17 protein-coding genes are annotated in these 15,375 nt (G+C 60.5%); 6 read left to right on the top strand and 11 right to left on the bottom strand.

The window, feature by feature from the left end:
* Positions 1-31: 31 nt before the first annotated feature.
* Positions 32-844 carry an alpha/beta fold hydrolase gene (locus RHM68_RS16815; RefSeq protein ID WP_322216799.1) on the top strand — a complete coding sequence of 271 codons (813 nt, stop codon included), beginning with the start codon at positions 32-34 and terminating at the stop codon, positions 842-844.
* 39 nt (positions 845-883) lie between these two features.
* On the opposite strand, the gene dsbG is transcribed toward RHM68_RS16815, so the two are convergent.
* The 3 genes from dsbG to dsbD are packed head-to-tail and all read right to left on the bottom strand — an operon-like array spanning position 884 to position 4,235.
* Entirely contained in the window at positions 884-1,651 is a 768-nt protein-coding gene (dsbG, locus tag RHM68_RS16810) for a thiol:disulfide interchange protein DsbG (protein ID WP_322216797.1), read from the bottom strand.
* Entirely contained in the window at positions 1,627-2,493 is an 867-nt protein-coding gene (locus RHM68_RS16805; protein ID WP_322216795.1) for a TlpA disulfide reductase family protein, read from the bottom strand. Before RHM68_RS16805 ends, dsbG begins: the two co-directional genes overlap by 25 nt.
* On the bottom strand, positions 2,493-4,235 hold the full coding sequence (gene dsbD, locus RHM68_RS16800; protein WP_322216793.1) for a protein-disulfide reductase DsbD: 1,743 nt from the start codon (positions 4,233-4,235) through the stop codon (positions 2,493-2,495). Before dsbD ends, RHM68_RS16805 begins: the two co-directional genes overlap by 1 nt.
* A gap of 153 nt (positions 4,236-4,388) precedes the next feature.
* Between dsbD and RHM68_RS16795 the strand changes: the two genes are divergently transcribed.
* From RHM68_RS16795 to RHM68_RS16775, 5 genes are all read left to right on the top strand, one after another.
* Positions 4,389-5,069 (top strand): response regulator, encoded by a 681-nt coding sequence (locus RHM68_RS16795; RefSeq protein WP_322216790.1) that lies wholly within the window; start codon positions 4,389-4,391, stop codon positions 5,067-5,069.
* Positions 5,066-6,391, top strand: a complete 1,326-nt coding sequence (locus RHM68_RS16790) for an ATP-binding protein (RefSeq protein ID WP_322216787.1) — start codon at positions 5,066-5,068, stop codon at positions 6,389-6,391. The genes RHM68_RS16795 and RHM68_RS16790 overlap by 4 nt, the downstream gene beginning before the upstream one ends.
* A gap of 150 nt (positions 6,392-6,541) precedes the next feature.
* Positions 6,542-7,027 carry a GNAT family N-acetyltransferase gene (locus RHM68_RS16785; protein WP_322216783.1) on the top strand — a complete coding sequence of 162 codons (486 nt, stop codon included), beginning with the start codon at positions 6,542-6,544 and terminating at the stop codon, positions 7,025-7,027.
* A 142-nt stretch (positions 7,028-7,169) separates the two neighbouring features.
* Positions 7,170-8,582: an aspartate aminotransferase family protein gene (locus RHM68_RS16780; protein WP_322216780.1), complete on the top strand. Its 1,413-nt coding sequence runs from the start codon at positions 7,170-7,172 to the stop codon at positions 8,580-8,582.
* 82 nt (positions 8,583-8,664) lie between these two features.
* Positions 8,665-8,892: an MbtH family protein gene (locus RHM68_RS16775; protein ID WP_322216778.1), complete on the top strand. Its 228-nt coding sequence runs from the start codon at positions 8,665-8,667 to the stop codon at positions 8,890-8,892.
* A 150-nt stretch (positions 8,893-9,042) separates the two neighbouring features.
* On the opposite strand, the gene RHM68_RS16770 is transcribed toward RHM68_RS16775, so the two are convergent.
* Genes RHM68_RS16770 through RHM68_RS16735 form a run of 8 tightly spaced genes read right to left on the bottom strand, consistent with a single transcriptional unit; the run spans position 9,043 to position 15,212 of the window.
* Positions 9,043-9,948 (bottom strand): metal ABC transporter substrate-binding protein, encoded by a 906-nt coding sequence (locus RHM68_RS16770; RefSeq protein ID WP_322216775.1) that lies wholly within the window; start codon positions 9,946-9,948, stop codon positions 9,043-9,045.
* The gene (locus tag RHM68_RS16765; protein WP_322216773.1) at positions 9,949-10,848 is read right to left on the bottom strand and encodes a metal ABC transporter permease; all 900 of its coding nucleotides are present in this window, start codon (positions 10,846-10,848) and stop codon (positions 9,949-9,951) included.
* A complete protein-coding gene (locus RHM68_RS16760; RefSeq protein ID WP_322216770.1) occupies positions 10,848-11,591 on the bottom strand; it encodes a metal ABC transporter ATP-binding protein in 744 nt (247 codons plus the stop codon). Before RHM68_RS16760 ends, RHM68_RS16765 begins: the two co-directional genes overlap by 1 nt.
* On the bottom strand, positions 11,588-12,517 hold the full coding sequence (locus RHM68_RS16755) for a metal ABC transporter substrate-binding protein (RefSeq protein ID WP_322216768.1): 930 nt from the start codon (positions 12,515-12,517) through the stop codon (positions 11,588-11,590). Before RHM68_RS16755 ends, RHM68_RS16760 begins: the two co-directional genes overlap by 4 nt.
* A gap of 34 nt (positions 12,518-12,551) precedes the next feature.
* Positions 12,552-13,127: a DUF6162 family protein gene (locus tag RHM68_RS16750; protein ID WP_322223823.1), complete on the bottom strand. Its 576-nt coding sequence runs from the start codon at positions 13,125-13,127 to the stop codon at positions 12,552-12,554.
* 2 nt (positions 13,128-13,129) lie between these two features.
* Positions 13,130-13,465, bottom strand: coding sequence for a hypothetical protein (locus RHM68_RS16745; protein WP_322216766.1), 336 nt, complete (start codon positions 13,463-13,465; stop codon positions 13,130-13,132).
* On the bottom strand, positions 13,462-14,004 hold the full coding sequence (locus tag RHM68_RS16740) for a thiamine pyrophosphate-binding protein (RefSeq protein ID WP_322216764.1): 543 nt from the start codon (positions 14,002-14,004) through the stop codon (positions 13,462-13,464). Before RHM68_RS16740 ends, RHM68_RS16745 begins: the two co-directional genes overlap by 4 nt.
* Complete coding sequence (locus tag RHM68_RS16735) at positions 14,001-15,212, bottom strand: PepSY domain-containing protein (RefSeq protein ID WP_322216761.1); 1,212 nt, start codon at positions 15,210-15,212, stop codon at positions 14,001-14,003. The genes RHM68_RS16740 and RHM68_RS16735 overlap by 4 nt, the downstream gene beginning before the upstream one ends.
* Positions 15,213-15,375 lie beyond the last annotated feature (163 nt).

Genomic DNA, 15,375 nt, shown 5'->3' with positions numbered 1-15,375 from the left:
TTGATCATGACCCTAATCAAGGAGACATCCGATGCCCTTCCTGACCGTCGATGGACAATCACTTCATTACACTGACCAAGGCTCAGGCCCCGCGGTGCTGCTCGCCGGCAGTTACCTGTGGGACCAGGCCATGTGGACGCCGCAAATTTTGGCATTGGCGCAGCAGTATCGGGTGATCGCCCTCGACCTCTGGGGGCATGGACAATCCGGGCCGTTGCCTGACGGAACCTTGTCGCTGGATGACATTGCACGCCAGGCGCTGGCACTGCTCGATTATTTGCAGATTGAGCAGTTCACGCTGGTCGGCTTGTCGGTCGGTGGCATGTGGGGCGCGCGTCTGGCGTTGTCGGCACCGCAGCGGATCAACGGCTTGGTGCTGATGGACACCTACCTCGGTGTCGAGCCGGAGCCGACGCGTCAGTATTATTTCTCGCTGTTCAAGCAAATCGAAGACACCGGCATGATTTCGCCGACATTGTTGGACATCGTGGTGCCGATCTTTTTCCGGCCGGGGATCGATCCGCAGTCCGCGCTGTATCAGCAGTTCCATGCGGCGCTGGCTGCGCTGCCGGCTGAACGCCTACGCCAAAGCATTGTGCCGATGGGGCGGATTACCTTTGGTCGTGATGATCTGTTGCCGCGCCTGCACGAGCTCAACCCGCAAACCACGCTGGTGATGTGTGGTGATCAGGACAAACCGCGACCGGCCTCGGAAGCTCAAGAGATGGCCGAGTTAATCGGTTGCCCCTGCGTGTTGGTGCCGGAGGCGGGGCATATCTCCAATCTGGAGAATGCCGAGTTTGTCACAGCAGCTTTGCTGAAGTTTTTGGCCGCGCATCGGTAAGCATTGTTCCCAGGCTTGGCCTGGGAACAGTCGTGACGGCTACTTCGGCCCGAGAATCTTCAGCAGTTTGTCTGGCGACGGCGCACCTTGCTGTTGTTGCAACTCGCCCTTGTCATCTCTGTAGAAAATCGCGGGTGTGGCGGACAACTCCAGCTCTTCCATCAACTTCATGTTTGCCGCCAGTTTCGCCTGAATCGCTGGCGGCACGTCTTTCAAGGCCTTAAGTGAACTGGCCTTGCCGGCCTTCTCGTGTTCTTGCAGGGCTTTTTGTGGGTCTTGGGCGGCCAGCAGCGCGGCGGATTTGCCCGGGCTGTCTTCACGGATGATGCCCACCATGATGTGTCGCAGTTGTACTTTGCCGGCATTGACCCATGGCCGCGCCTGCTCCCAGAACATGTTGCAGTAAGGGCAGTTCGGATCGCTGAACAGGTAGACGACTCGGGGTGCGTCTTTGCTGCCATCGGCGATCCAGTTGCTCGCTTCCATCTTGCCCCAGACTTCCTTGGACATCGGCGCGTAAACCAGTTTTTGCAAGGGGGCGCTGCTCAGGTCATTGCCGTCGGCGTCGTACAGATTACCCAGCAACACGTGTTTGCCGTCCGGCGTCAGGTACATTGCCATTCCGCGGTTCTGGTACTGCGCCGCATAACCGCGCAAACCATCGGGCGCATCGAATTGACCGACGATTTTCGCGCCCTTGGCTTCGATCTTCTTGATTGCCTCAGGCAGTTCTTCGGCCTGCACCGACGGCAGTTGCAGTAGGGCTGCACCCAGGGTCAAGGTCAGCAGGTGGCGGAGGCGGGGCATGGCAATTTCCTTGGGGACGTGGCCGAAACGGCCTGATTCGGGGTTTCAAAGTTTTCCAGGGCGCGGGCCAGACTGGCTTGTGACAGCTCGCCCAGGTGGCTGCCCAGCAGGCGACCCTCGTTGTTATAAAAGAGCGTCGTCGGCAACGCCATTGAGCCCACCGCTTGACCCAATCGGCCGCTGCCGTCGAACAGCACGTTAGACAGGCTCAAGCCCTGGGTTTCGAGGTAAGTGGCGACGCTTTGCATGCTTTCGGCCTGGTTGACGAATAAGAACGTCAGGTCCGGCCGCTGTTTTTGAGCGTTTTCCAGCACCGGCATTTCCCGGCGGCATGGCGGACACCAAGTGGCCCACAGGTTGATCACCAACGGCCCGCCCTGATAGTCAGCCAATTGCACTGTTTCACCGGCAGCGTTGCGCAGGGTGATTTCCGGCAGGTGTGTGCCTTGCTCGTAAAGACTCAGGGAGAACGTCGCCAGCAGCCAGAACGCCAAACCGCTACCCACGCCAAAACCCAGCGGCTGGCGCAGGCCTGGGCGATGCCAGCCTCGGTACAAGGCTGCGAGTAACAGTACGGTCACCCCAGGCCAGGCGAGGAAACCACCGTCGCGCAGGTCGATGATCTGCCACGGATCGTTGCGATACTGCGCCCAATAGGCGAAGACGAAACTGATCCGCGCTACCAGCATGCCTAGCAGGAATAAGCTGAACAGCACCGACTCGGGGTTTTCACCGCCGCGCTTGGCCACCCGCCAGCCGACAAAAGTTGCCAACGCCAGCGCACTGATCAGCAGCAGATGATTCAGCGCGATGGCAAAGGTGCCGAGGGTAAAGGTCAGCATTAGCGGGCATCTCGGGTGGCTGTCCAGCGTTGCAGGAAGGTGTCGGCATTGACCTCGCCGGTGATGCGCTGGCTGCGACGTTCTTGGCCGTCGGCACCGATCCATAGCAGGCTCGGTGGCCCTGGCACTTTATAACGTTCAAGCAGTTCGCGGCTGGCGGCATTGTCGTCAGTGACGTCCAGCCGCAGTAAGCGCACGTCGCTCAAGGCCTGGAGCACCTTGGGTTGACCAAAGACCTGTTTTTCCATGACTTTGCACGACACGCACCAGTCGGCGTAGTAATCCAGCAGCACCCATTGCCCCCGCGCCTTGGCCGCGTCCAGTTCCCGCTGTAGGGCGGCAGGATCCTTGACGGTGCTGAAAGCGTCGTGGGCGGTAGGGCTGGAAGCGTCGGCACGGTAAATCTGTAACGGTTTTAATAGATCGTTGCTGCCTCCGGCGGCACCCACCAGCAGCAGACTGCCCCATACACCCAGCAACAACGCGCTGGCGCCAAACAGGTGGGCCACGCGGCCAAAACCTTCTGCCTGCTTCCAGGCGCTGAAGGCAGCGATCAGCAGCAATGCCCCGCACAGGCCGATCCACAGTGATTCATCCAGCACCGGGCGTAACATCAGCAGCGCTGTGGCGAGAAACAGAAAGCCGAACACGCCTTTAAGCAGGTTCATCCAGGCGCCAGGTTTAGGCAGGAAGCGATTGCCGACAGTCACCAGCAACAAAAGTGGTACGCCGATGCCGATGCCCATGGCGAATAGAATCAGCCCACCGTGCAGCGCATTACCGCTTTGTGCGATGTAGAGCAGGGCGCCGGCCAGCGGTGCGGTCATGCACGGGCCGACCAACAGGCCGGACAAGGCGCCCAGTACACCGGCACCGATCAAGCTGCCGCCGCGCTGATTGCGCGAGACGTTTTCCAGGCGGTCACGCACGGCCACCGGTAATTGCAGCTCAAAGAAGCCGAACATTGGCAACGCCAGCAGCACAAACACCGCCGCGAAACTGCCCAGCAACCAAGGGTTTTGCAGCAGTGCTTGAAGGTTTGCGCCCAGCAATGCTGCCAGCACGCCCATTGCGGCATACACCAGCGCCATGCAGATCACGTAGCTGCTCGCCAGGGCGAAACCGCGTTTGGGCGTGGCACCGCTGCCGACAATCAAGCCCGCGAGGATCGGTAGCATCGGCAGCGTACACGGGGTAAAGGCCAGTAACAGTCCCAACCCGAAGAACACCAAAAGACTCCAGCCCAGCGCCCGTTGTTGCAGGTTGCTGGCCAAGGCTTGGTCAGGTGCCTCTTGGGTGGCAGGCGTGGCAGGCGTGGCAGATGTGGTCGATGTTCCGCCAAGGTCCACGACCTGCGTTTGCGGCGGATAACACAAGCCCGCATCGGCGCAGCCCTGGAAACCCACCTTGATTTGCCCGGTCGCGCCTGCCGGAATCTTCAGCTCCAGGCCTTGGCGATAAACCTGCTGCTCGCCGAAGAACTCGTCGTTATGCGCTTCTCCTTCAGGCAGTGCGGGAGTGACTTGCGCGGACAATCCGTCGAACTTCAGGCGCTGCTTATAGAGATAGTAACCGTCAGCTATTTGCCAATAGAGCTGGGTTTCACCGGTCTCAAGGCGTTCGGAGGTGAAGATAAACGCCTTGCCCACCGGCAGGAATTCGGGTTTGTTCTCGAATGGATTGGTCCCGGCGTACACCACGCCTGACATCAAGAGAACAAAGAGTAAAAACAGTCGACGCATGGGTAAGCCTTATCCCTTTGCAAGTGAGGAGCACAATGGTGGGCGGCGATTAACCGATGATTAACCCTCACGGTCTTGTGGCGACGGCGCTCGGGGGCATAATGTCCGCTTAATCGGCCAACGGCCTAATCAGTTTTTTTTACGGTGCCCACCATGCATGTACTTGTCTGCGAAGACGATGAGCTGATTGCCAGCGGCATCGTTGCTGGCCTTACCGCCCAGGGCCTGACGGTGGAGCATGTTGCCACCGCGTCGGCGGCCCGGGCGATGCTCAAAGTGGCTGAGTTTGACGTCATGGTACTTGACCTCGGCCTGCCCGATGAAGATGGTTTGAAGCTGTTGCAGCAGTTGCGCCACGGTGGTCTGGAAACCCCGGTGCTGATTCTTACGGCGCGAGACTCGGTGACCGATCGTGTCGATGGCTTGCAGTCCGGGGCGGATGATTACCTGTTAAAACCGTTCGACCTGCGCGAACTCGCCGCGCGTTTGCACACCTTGTTGCGCCGGGTCGCGGGGCGCAGCGTCAACCTGATCGAACATGGCGCCTTGACCTACGACCCCAGCAGCCGCGAGACCCTGCTCGGCGGCCAATCGGTGGACCTGTCAAGGCGCGAACAGTCGTTGTTGCAGGCCTTGCTGCATAACCGTGGACGCGTGCTGTCCACCGAGCAGTTGAAAGACAGCGTCTACGGTTTCAACGATGAGCTGGAAAGCAACGCCCTCAACGTCCATATCCATCACCTGCGACGCAAACTCGGTAACGGCATTGTCGAGACGGTGCGTGGCCTGGGTTATCGCCTTGGGCCGGCTGATGGCGGGGAATCCTCGAAGTGATGAGCCTGCGTCTGCGCCTGAGCCTGACTCTGGGCGCCGCGTTCGCGCTGATCTGGGCGCTGGCAGCGGCCTGGATGCTCAGCGACCTGCGTAACCAGATGATGTTTTCCCTCGACCAACGGCTGGTGGCGTCCGCCCGGATGGTCGCCGGGTTGCTGGAGCAATTGCCGGCGTTGCCGAGCAAAGGCGAGGGCACCCATTTCAGTGCTGAGCAATTGAACATTCCCGGTGGCATGGCCTGTCAGGTCAGTTCGTTGCGCGGCGAGATCCTTGCTCGCAGTCACAGTGATCCCGAACAAACCCTCGAAGCGCAGAAGATGGGTTTTCACGATCAGATGATCGATGGCGCGCCGTGGCGCAGTTTCACCTTGGCACGTGGCGATTTGCGTATTACCACGGCGGACCGGCAAATCGAGCGCGAAGCCTTGAACATGTCGGTGCTGTTGGCCGCATCAGTACCGGTGGGCGTGGCATTGCTGGGCTGCCTATGCCTGCTGTGGCTCGGCATCGGCCAGGGGTTGGCGCCGCTCAACCGTATGCGTGATGCACTGATGCGGCGCAGCGCCGACTCGCTTGAGCCGTTACAGATCCAGCCATTGCCTAGCGAATTGCAACCCTTGCTCGACACCCAGAATCAGTTGTTTCAGCGCATTGGCAAGACCATCGAGCGTGAGCGTCGATTGACCGGCGACGCGGCGCACGAACTGCGCAGTCCCCTGACGGCGATCAAGACCCACCTGCAAGTGGCGCGCATGACAGAGGGCGCTGCCCGCGATCAATCCCTGGCTCGAGCCGAGGAAGGTGCCGACCGGCTGCACCGCACGTTGGAACAATTGCTGCTGTTGGCGCGAGTCGAGGGCAGCCTGTCGTTCGATGACGGTGTGCAGTGCAGCGCCGAACAGGTGGCGAAACTGGCGATCCAGGACGCCGCCAGCGGTGACCGGCAACGCATCAAATTGCAGTTGCCGGGCGCGTTCTCTGAGGCCCCGGTGCAAATGCCGGCAGTGCTGTCGATTGCTGCTTTGCGCAACCTGCTGGACAACGCCCTGCGCCACACTCCAGCGGAAGGCGCGGTAGAACTCAGCCTGGAAACCACCGGTAATCGCGTGCGCTTTGTGGTCCGCGACCACGGCCCGGGCATCGCCGCGGACGATCTGCAACACCTGACCCAACGCTTCTGGCGCAACGGTCAAAGCACCGGCTGCGGCCTCGGTCTGGCGATTGTGCAGGCGATCGTTCAGCGCTGCGCCTGCACCTTGCATTTTGACAGTCGGCCGGATGGATTGCGGGTTGAGTTAACCATGCCATTGCAGTCGGTCTGAGCCACTGCACCGCTTCGTTGTGGCCGTGAGCGCGCTGCCACGACGAACCTTTGCCGCACACCAAATGTAACGTCTCTCCATTGGCCTTTGTGTCAGCACTGGCGCTATCGTCCCGGCAGCTTTTACTCAATGGATTGAGGTAGTAGCGCTATGGATGCACTTTTACAGATCTGTCAGGCAAGCTCCGCCGATGCCGGCATTATCAGCCGGATTGTCGAACGTTCGATCCGGGTGGGTTGCGCGCTGGACCATCGCAATGACCCGAAGATCGTGGCGGCCTGGACTCACAACAAATCCGCTGAACACATACAGAGCTGGCTCACCGATCCGCGGTTGTACCTGAACCTCGCGTTGTTACAGGGCAAACCCATCGGTGTCGGCATGGCCGCGATCAATGGTCGGCTCGCCTTCTGCTACGTCCAGCCCGAATGGTTCCGCCGAGGCGCCGGGCAGGCCTTGGTCCACGACCTGGAAACCTGGCTGCTCAGTCGCGGTTTGCTCCAGGCGCAACTTAACAGCACCTGCTCCAGCGAGGCGTTTTACCGCCGTCTGGGCTACCTCGCCTGTGCCCCCACCTTCACCGTCGCGGGGTTGCAAGCCATTCCCATGCACAAGGCGCTCGCGCCTCCTTCCTAGAAAGCTGATCGAGGGTGTAAATCCTTGAGGCGCTGATGCGTTTCCAGAACAGGAAAACCTGCAAGTGCGCCCCGTAATAGGTGTGCGCACTGTCGGGTGTGCAGTTTTGGTCACTATCAACAGCGTATTGAGGGATCGAGAGATGTCAGTCGCTACCAGCCTTATCGAAGATCAACCGGCCCGGGTCGCCCCGCTGCCTGCCGAGACGCTCTATCAGTTCAACGAAACGGCACTGCTGGCTCGTCAGAGCCGGCAAGAGTCCAACGCCCGCAGTTACCCTAGACGGATTCCCCTGGCCCTCAAACGGGCCAAGGGCATCTATGTTGAGGACGTCGAAGGCCGACGTTTCATTGATTGCCTGGCCGGTGCCGGCACGCTGGCGCTGGGGCACAACCACCCCGCAGTGATTGAGGCGATCCAGCAAGTGCTGGCCGATGAATTGCCGCTTCACACCCTCGACCTGACGACGCCGGTCAAGGATCAGTTCGTTCAGGACCTATTCGGCCTGCTACCGCCCGCGTTGGCGGCTGAAGCAAAGATCCAGTTCTGTGGTCCTACCGGCACCGATGCTGTGGAAGCGGCGCTGAAACTGGTGCGCACGGCCACGGGTCGCAGCACCGTGTTGTCGTTCCAGGGCGGATATCACGGCATGAGCCAGGGCGCCCTGAGCCTGATGGGCAGTCTGGGGCCGAAAAAGCCCTTGGGCGCATTGCTCAGCAGCGGCGTGCAGTTCATGCCTTACCCCTACGATTACCGCTGCCCGTTCGGGCTCGGTGGTGCGCAAGGGGTGCAGGTGAACCTCAACTACCTGGAAAACCTGCTCAACGACCCGGAGGCCGGCGTGCAGTTGCCTGCCGCGGTGATCGTCGAGGTAGTGCAGGGCGAGGGTGGCGTGATTCCGGCGGATCTGGACTGGTTGCGCGGTTTGCGGCGTATCACCGAGAAAGCGGGCGTCGCGCTGATCGTCGATGAAATCCAGAGCGGTTTCGCCCGTACCGGCAAGATGTTTGCCTTCGAACACGCGGGAATCATTCCCGATGTGGTGGTGCTGTCCAAAGCCATCGGCGGCAGTCTGCCATTGGCGGTGGTGGTTTATCGAGACTGGCTCGACACCTGGTTGCCGGGTGCTCATGCCGGAACCTTCCGTGGCAACCAAATGGCCATGGCCGCGGGCTCCGCGGTGATGCGTTACCTGACTGAACACAACGTCTGTGAGCACGCCAACACCATGGGTGAGCGTTTGCATGAACACCTGCGTCTCCTGCAACGAGACTTCCCGCAGATGGGTGACATTCGCGGGCGCGGCTTGATGCTTGGCGTCGAGTTGGTGGACCCGCAGGGTACGCCTGATGTTCAAGGTCATCCGCCGGCTTTCGGGCGCCTGGCGCCTTTGGTGCAGCGTGAGTGCCTCAAGCGCGGCTTGATTCTTGAACTGGGTGGTCGCCATGGCGCGGTGGTGCGATTCCTGCCGCCACTGGTGATTACCGCCGCCGAAATCGATCAGGTGGCCGAGATCTTCGGCAGGGCTCTGGCCGCCGCCACCGCGCACCTCTAAATTTCCTGGCGCCTTGAACGTTCATTCTACAAACCGGTTGCACACGCCGTGCAGCCAACCCTTACAGCGATGGAGAGACACCATGACGTCAGTATTCGACCGCGAGGACATCCTCTTTCAGGTTGTGGTTAATCACGAAGAACAGTACTCGATCTGGCCTGACTACAAAGCCGTGCCACAAGGCTGGCGCACTGTGGGCAAGAGCGGTTTTAAAAAAGAGTGCCTGGCCTATATCGAAGAAGTCTGGACAGATATGCGTCCGCTGAGTTTGCGTCAGAAAATGCAAGAACAGGCGGCAGCGACTCATTGAATTGTTGAGTGAGACGCGGAGTTTCTTTGCCTGCATCCCCGGAAGAGAGGCAACGATAAGCCCGCTGAACGGTTAACGTTCAGCGGGCTTTTGTACATTGGAAGCGGGTTGTGATCGTTCCCGGTGAGAGAGCGATCTCACTTACTGGCGTCAGGCCCCGCTTAACGCCTTGATCAGCAGATCCACATTCCCCTCCAGTTCAGCCACCGGATCCTCGGCATCGGTACTCAACACCACCAGCCGACTCCCCGCCTCGATAATGACCGCTTTCAGCGCCTCCGGCGGCTGACGATGATGCAGCACCACCGCCACATCCTGTTCCTTAAGCATCGCGCCCAGCTGCTTCAGCGCTTCAGGCGTCCACTCGGCATCCGGCCGGGCATCGAGGCCGGCCGATTCCAGGTTGAGCCCGCCGATCAAGTAGCCGAAGTGATCACTCAGGCTCATCACCGTGAGGTTGTCTGCACTGGCTAGCCGCGCCTCGCTGTCGGCGCTGAGCTTGAGCAAGCGCTGTTTGAGTGCCGCCAGGTTGGCGTCGATCTTCGGTTTGGCGTTGGGCGCCAGGCGCACCAGGTCAGCGGCCATGACATCGGCCATGCGTCCCATGTTGTTGCTGGCCATCCACGGCTGACTGTTCAAACCGTCAATCGTGTTGCCGGGTTGCACCGCGATGCCTGGCAGGGCTCCGTCCACCGGGCGCGCGGCGTCGACTTCGACAATTCGGATGTTGCTGCGGCGAGCGACAGGGTAGAGCGGGTCATCGGCCCAGAGCGAACGCAGGCCGATCACTGCGTCGGCGTCCACCGCCAGTTTGTCCAGCGCTGGTGCCCCGCGACCGGTGAAGTAGGCGGTCTGGCGGCTGCCCGGCAGATTGGCCGGTGCCGCGCGTTCCAGTGTCACGTCGGTGCCTTTGAGCAAGACTTCGCCCAACCCGTAAGTGATGGGCAGGGACGCCAGTACACGCACGGGTTTGCTCCCGTCAGCAGCCAACAGCGGCGTGTTGATCAGCCCGCACAGGGCCATGGTCAGGGTCAGATGACGCAGAGAAAAAGACATTTATCCGAGATTCCCTTTCAGGCTGGGGACGACGCCGCGCGCAATGGCAGACAGGGCGAAAGCGATACCGGCCACCAGGATGATTGCGGCGCCGGACGGGATGGGCAGGTCGAAAACAATTGGCGCGAGTATTCCGCATAAGGTACTGACGGTTGCGATCGACACCGAGCACCAGAAGAATCCCTTCAATGATTGGCTGAGTAAACGCGCCGCTGCTGCTGGAATCACCAACAGCGCACCGACCAGAATCGCGCCGATAACTTTTACTGCGGCCACGGTGATCAGTGTCACCAGAATCACGAACAGATAATCCAGGGTCTTCACCGCCACACCGCGCACCGCCGCCAATTGCGGATTAAAACTGGCAAGCATGATGCGGTTGTACAGCGGCAGCGCCAGGGCCATGACCAGTGAACCGACGACGGCCAGTACCAGCAAGTCATTGCCGTTAACCGTCAGCACCGAGCCGAACAGCACGTTTTCGAGAATATGGACGTTGATTTTGCCCGCCAGTATCAGCAACAGGCTGGCACCCAGCGCCAACGATACGGAGAGGAACACTCCGATCAGCGTATCTGGCGCCAGGCCGGTGCGGTTGCGCAGGTAATTAAGCAGGATGCCGAATAGCAGGCAGTAGCCGAACAGGCTTCCGTAAGGTCCGGTGTAGGGTTCGCCGAGGAGGATGCCGATCGCCACACCGGTGAGTGCCGCGTGGCCTACCGCTTCGGAGAAAAACGCAAAGCGCTTGACCACCACCAGCGTGCCGAGGCCGCCCAGTACCGGGCCGATCAACAGTCCGGCGAGCAGCGCATTAACCACAAATCCATAGGCCATTGCTTCCGGTAGATAACCCGAAGAGGCCCAACCCTGGACCATCAAACGAAAGGCTTCATAGCTCATCAGGCAGCGCTCCGTGGATGGGTCGAGAACAGGCTCAGCAGGCGCTCCGGAGTCAGCGCCTGTTTCGGCGTGGCATCGAACAATACCCGGCGATTGAGCCCGGTGACCCGATCCGCCAGCCGCCCGACAGCCTCTAGATCGTGCTCGATCCACAACACGGTGATGCCGCTGCGTCGCCAATCGTCCAGCAGCCGTTCGAACACCTGAATGCCGGCCTCATCGAGGGCCGACATCGGTTCGTCGAGCACCAGCAATCGCGGTGCCGGAATCAGCCCTTGGGCCAGCAAGACCCGCTGCCGCTCGCCACCGGATAACGCGCCCATGCGCCGTTTGCGTTTGTCCTGCATGCCGACCCGTTCCAGCGCCTCGCCAATCGCGGGCGCGTAATGTTTGCTCAACCCGAGGAATGCCGGGCGCCGCTGACACATGGCGGCCATGAAATCATCTACGGTCATTGGCAATCCGCGATCAAACTCAAGCGCTTGCGGCACGTAGCCGATGACCCCAGGCTCGCCAGGCCATTGCAGACTCAAGCGACCCTGATGCGGCATTTGCCCCAGCAGTGTCTTGATCAGGGAACTCTTGCCGCCGCCATTCGGGCCCACCAGCGCATGCACGGTGCCGGACTGAACCTGGAAGGTCACTTGGTCGAGGATCGTCGTGCGGCCCAGTGTCAGGCAAACCTTGGCGAAGTCGAGGGTCGGGCCGCTGTTGTGTGCGATTAGCGTTTCGTGAGCGGTCATGAGCCGGACTCCTGAATGGCACGGACGACGGTGTTCAGGTTGCCGGTCATTTCTTTTTCGTACTTGTCAGCGGTGTATTCGCCATAGGAAATATGCGACAGCGGATACAGCTTCACCCCGGATTCACGCTGGATGGTTTCGACGTAGGTGGAGGGGAAATCCATCTCGGAGAAGATCACTTTCACGTCCAAAGCGCGCAGTTGGTCGATGGTCTTTTTCAACTGGCTGGGGCTCGGCTCAATACCGTGCGCTGGTTCGACCACGGCGGTCACTTCAAGGCCAAATTCGCGCAGCAGGTAGTCGTAAGCCGCATGGACCGTGGCTACGCGCAGGTCAGGATTAGGTGCCTGAGTCAGTTTCGCCAGCGCGTCGGCGCGCATCTGCCGCAGGCGTTTGCCGTAGGCGCGGGCATTCTGGGTGTAGGTTTTGGCATTGACCGGGTCGAGTTTGCCCAGCTCCCGGGCGATGTTATTGACTTGGGCGATGGAGGCGCTGATCGAGAGGAAGGTATGTGGGTTCACTACCTTGCCAGCGCCCCGGGCGGCGGTGCCGGTGGCGGCCAGTAGCGGCACGTTTTCATTAGCCTCGATGACCGGGATGTTCGGGGTTTCGCTGGCGGCGATCATGCGGTCGGCAAAGTCGTCATGACCCACGCCGTTAAGCACGATCACGTCCAGGCTACCAATGCGCTTGATGTCTTCGGCCCGGGGTTCGTAGGCGTGGGGGTTGAAGCCGGCCGGAATCAACGGCACTACTTCGGCTTTGTCGCCGACAATGTTGGCGACGTAGCTGTAATAAGGATGCAGGGTGATGCCGATGCGCAGGCGCTTGGCCTCTTCGGCACTGGCCAGGGGCGCCAGCAGGCAGGCCAATAGGCCGACTAGCAGCAGGCGAAAAAATGAGCTGCGTTGAGATGAAATAGGCATAGGAAGCGATCTTCTCTCGGGTGAAGGCGAGGGTTCAGTGCCGATGCTGGCGGGTCACGCCGGCGTCGAATTGCGCGACGATTTGCTGCCAGCCAGCGCTTTGGAGCGCGGCATCACTGAACTCGTTTGGGGCGTTGAGAGGGCTGCCACGGTTGAGCCAGATGTCTGGCGTAGCGTCGTCATTTGCGCTCAATCGCATCAGAAATGAACCGGCCACGCTCCTCGTCTGGCTCTGACCGAAGTAGGCTTGGGCTCCGAGCAACTGCCAGGTATGGGCGCCACGACGCACTGAACTCGCGTCCTGGACAAACGGCGCAAAGCCCTCGTCGGCCAGTCCCGCAGGCGTAGGTGGCGTCTGTTGTTCCTGACGCAGCAGGTGGATTTCGTCCAGGGTTACTCGCAGGTCGGCGTAAATACCTTGTTCGGCCGCGCTCAGGTCACGACGGGCATCCAATTGATCAACACCCACGCGTGTGACTGTTTGAGACTCGCTGCGCCAAGCCACCACCGAGCCTGAGACCGCTAGAATCAGCAGGCATAACAACAGCACAAAGAGGGTTTCATGGCCGGCGCCGGCGGGGCGGACGACGTGCGTGGTGGCGGTGGTCAAACTCATGTTCCGGGTGCCTCGATGTCGGCTTGGTCGATCTCGACCACATGGCCGGGACCCGCGTCGAACAGCACGTAGAACTCCGCGCTGGGCTTCTTGAAGGTCAGGGTTGAATCGGCGCCAAGCTTGCCGGGCACCAGAATGGATTCGTCGTAGCCGATCACATCCAGTGTCACCCCCGGCGCGCCGCTGCCGTCGGAAAAGCCGCCGGTGCAGCGGATCTGTTCGGCGTCGATGGCTTTGCATTCGCACATCGGGTTGTGCGCCAGGGCGCTGGCGCTGAAACCGGCGCCAAGCACCCACAATAGGGCGCTCAGTGGGCGTAACGTCTTGATCATGGTTTGCCACCTTGTTTGTTCAGCCAGGCCACCGTGGCCGGGGACGCCTGGCTCAGAGGGATAGAGGCTTGATGCAGGCTGCCGTCCCAGCCTTCGAGAGTGATCCACAGTTCGGCATCCGTTTTGGTCTTTGCCGGGACGGGTAACGACGCGCCCATGCGGTAGGGCGTGCCGAAGAAAATCACCCCGGCGGCGCGCAAGCTGCGGGGTTTGCCGATGCGCAGGTAAGTCGCCTTGACCTGATCGCGGCAACGCTCACACAGCGCTGCGTTAAAGGCTTTCATGTAGCCGGCGGGGCCTGTCAGGAGTGGCCCTTCGTTGTGCAACTCGGCGAGGCGCAGGCTCCAGGGGCCGACCGGTATGTTGCCGATTTCCCGTTCGCCTAGCCCGTTGTCGCCGCGAAACAGTGACGCGTCGGCAAAATACTTGGGCATGAAGCCCAGCGGGATCAGCAACAACAGAATGTTCAGGTGCAAGCGCCACTTTCGCCACAGTCGGCGCACGTGGGAGGGCGCCGGTGCAAGGGTCGTCTTGCTCACAGGTTGCCCTCCGGTGTCTGTGTGTTGAGGGTCGGTTGCGGTGTCGAAAGCGTGGAGGTACGCGGCGGGTTGTTGCTGCGCCTAAACGCGTTGGCCGTCGCCAGCGCAGTGCGTTTGGTCCAAATCAACAGCCCGCTTAGCACCATCATGCTCAGCAGCAGCCCGAAGAAAAACCAGATCAGCTTGATCCAGATTCCGCCAAAGTCTCCGGTGTGCAAGGGCCGCATCGATTCGGTGACGAATTCGAGGCTGGAGCGGTCGGACAGTAGCCGGGTACTGGCAATATCGCCGTTGTAGGGGTTGACCTCTGCGGTCTGGAACATCAATGGATACCAGCTTCGACCGCCCACTGAGAGGTGGCTGTAGGCATTGCTCGGCAGGCTGATGAAACTGGCTTCAAGCCCCGGAATTTTCTCCTGCGCCACCTGAATGGCCTGTTCCAGGTTGATCATGGGCGCGGGTTTACCATCGCGGGTCAAGGGCACGCTTTCTCGGGAGACGACCGATACCACGGGTTCGGTGGTGATCGAAATCTGGTTGTCGAACAGGATTGCCTTGATCAGGAACCAGACGCCGGTGATCGAGATCACGGCAATGAACCAGATCGACCAGATACCGCTGAGTCGATGAAAATCGCCCCAGAAGATTCGAGCGCCATGGCGAATACGCAATGTCGGGCGAAAAAAGCTTTTCCAGAAACGTTTGTAGACCACCAGCCCGGTGACCAGTGAGGCCAGCAGTGGCACTCCCAGAAACGACACCAGGTACCAGCCCCAACTGAAGCCGTTGGTGAAGGGCACCAGCCACCAACCGTGAAGGGCGCGCGTGAACGCCTTGAAGTTGAACTGAGGGGCAACACCCTGAATGACGCCGCTGTACGGGTTGACATACACCGTCACGGATCGCCCGTCGGGGTAGCTGACGGCGACGTCGAGGGCGAAGTGTGATTCGTCGGGACGATTGATGCTCTCGACCAGCGTGTTGGGTTCGGCCTTTTTGATGGCCGCGATGATCTGGTCGTAGTTGAGCCGCTGTGCGTCGTCAGAAGGCTGGCTGGCGCGCATTTGCGGGTTGGCCAGCCAGACGATTTCCTGGCTGACCACCGCCAGGGTGCCGGTCACGCAGACGATCAGTACGAAAAACCAGATCGGCAACGCCAGCCAGCTATGGACCAGAAACCAGAGTTTTGAGCGGGATTTCTTCGACATGATTAAGGGTCTTGTTTCGATGAAAGGACCATGGCTACGGGCTTCGTAGCGGAGTGGTCCGTGGAAAGTCCGGCCGTGGCTTTTGCCTACGCGGCGGACTGCATCTAAATAAGACGTATGAGCATCGAAAAACCCGAAAGGGGATATGAAAGTAAATGTTTCT

Source organism: Pseudomonas sp. DC1.2 (genome assembly GCF_034351645.1).
Classification (GTDB): Bacteria; Pseudomonadota; Gammaproteobacteria; order Pseudomonadales; family Pseudomonadaceae; genus Aquipseudomonas.
This window is presented reverse-complemented; position numbering and strand designations above follow the sequence as displayed.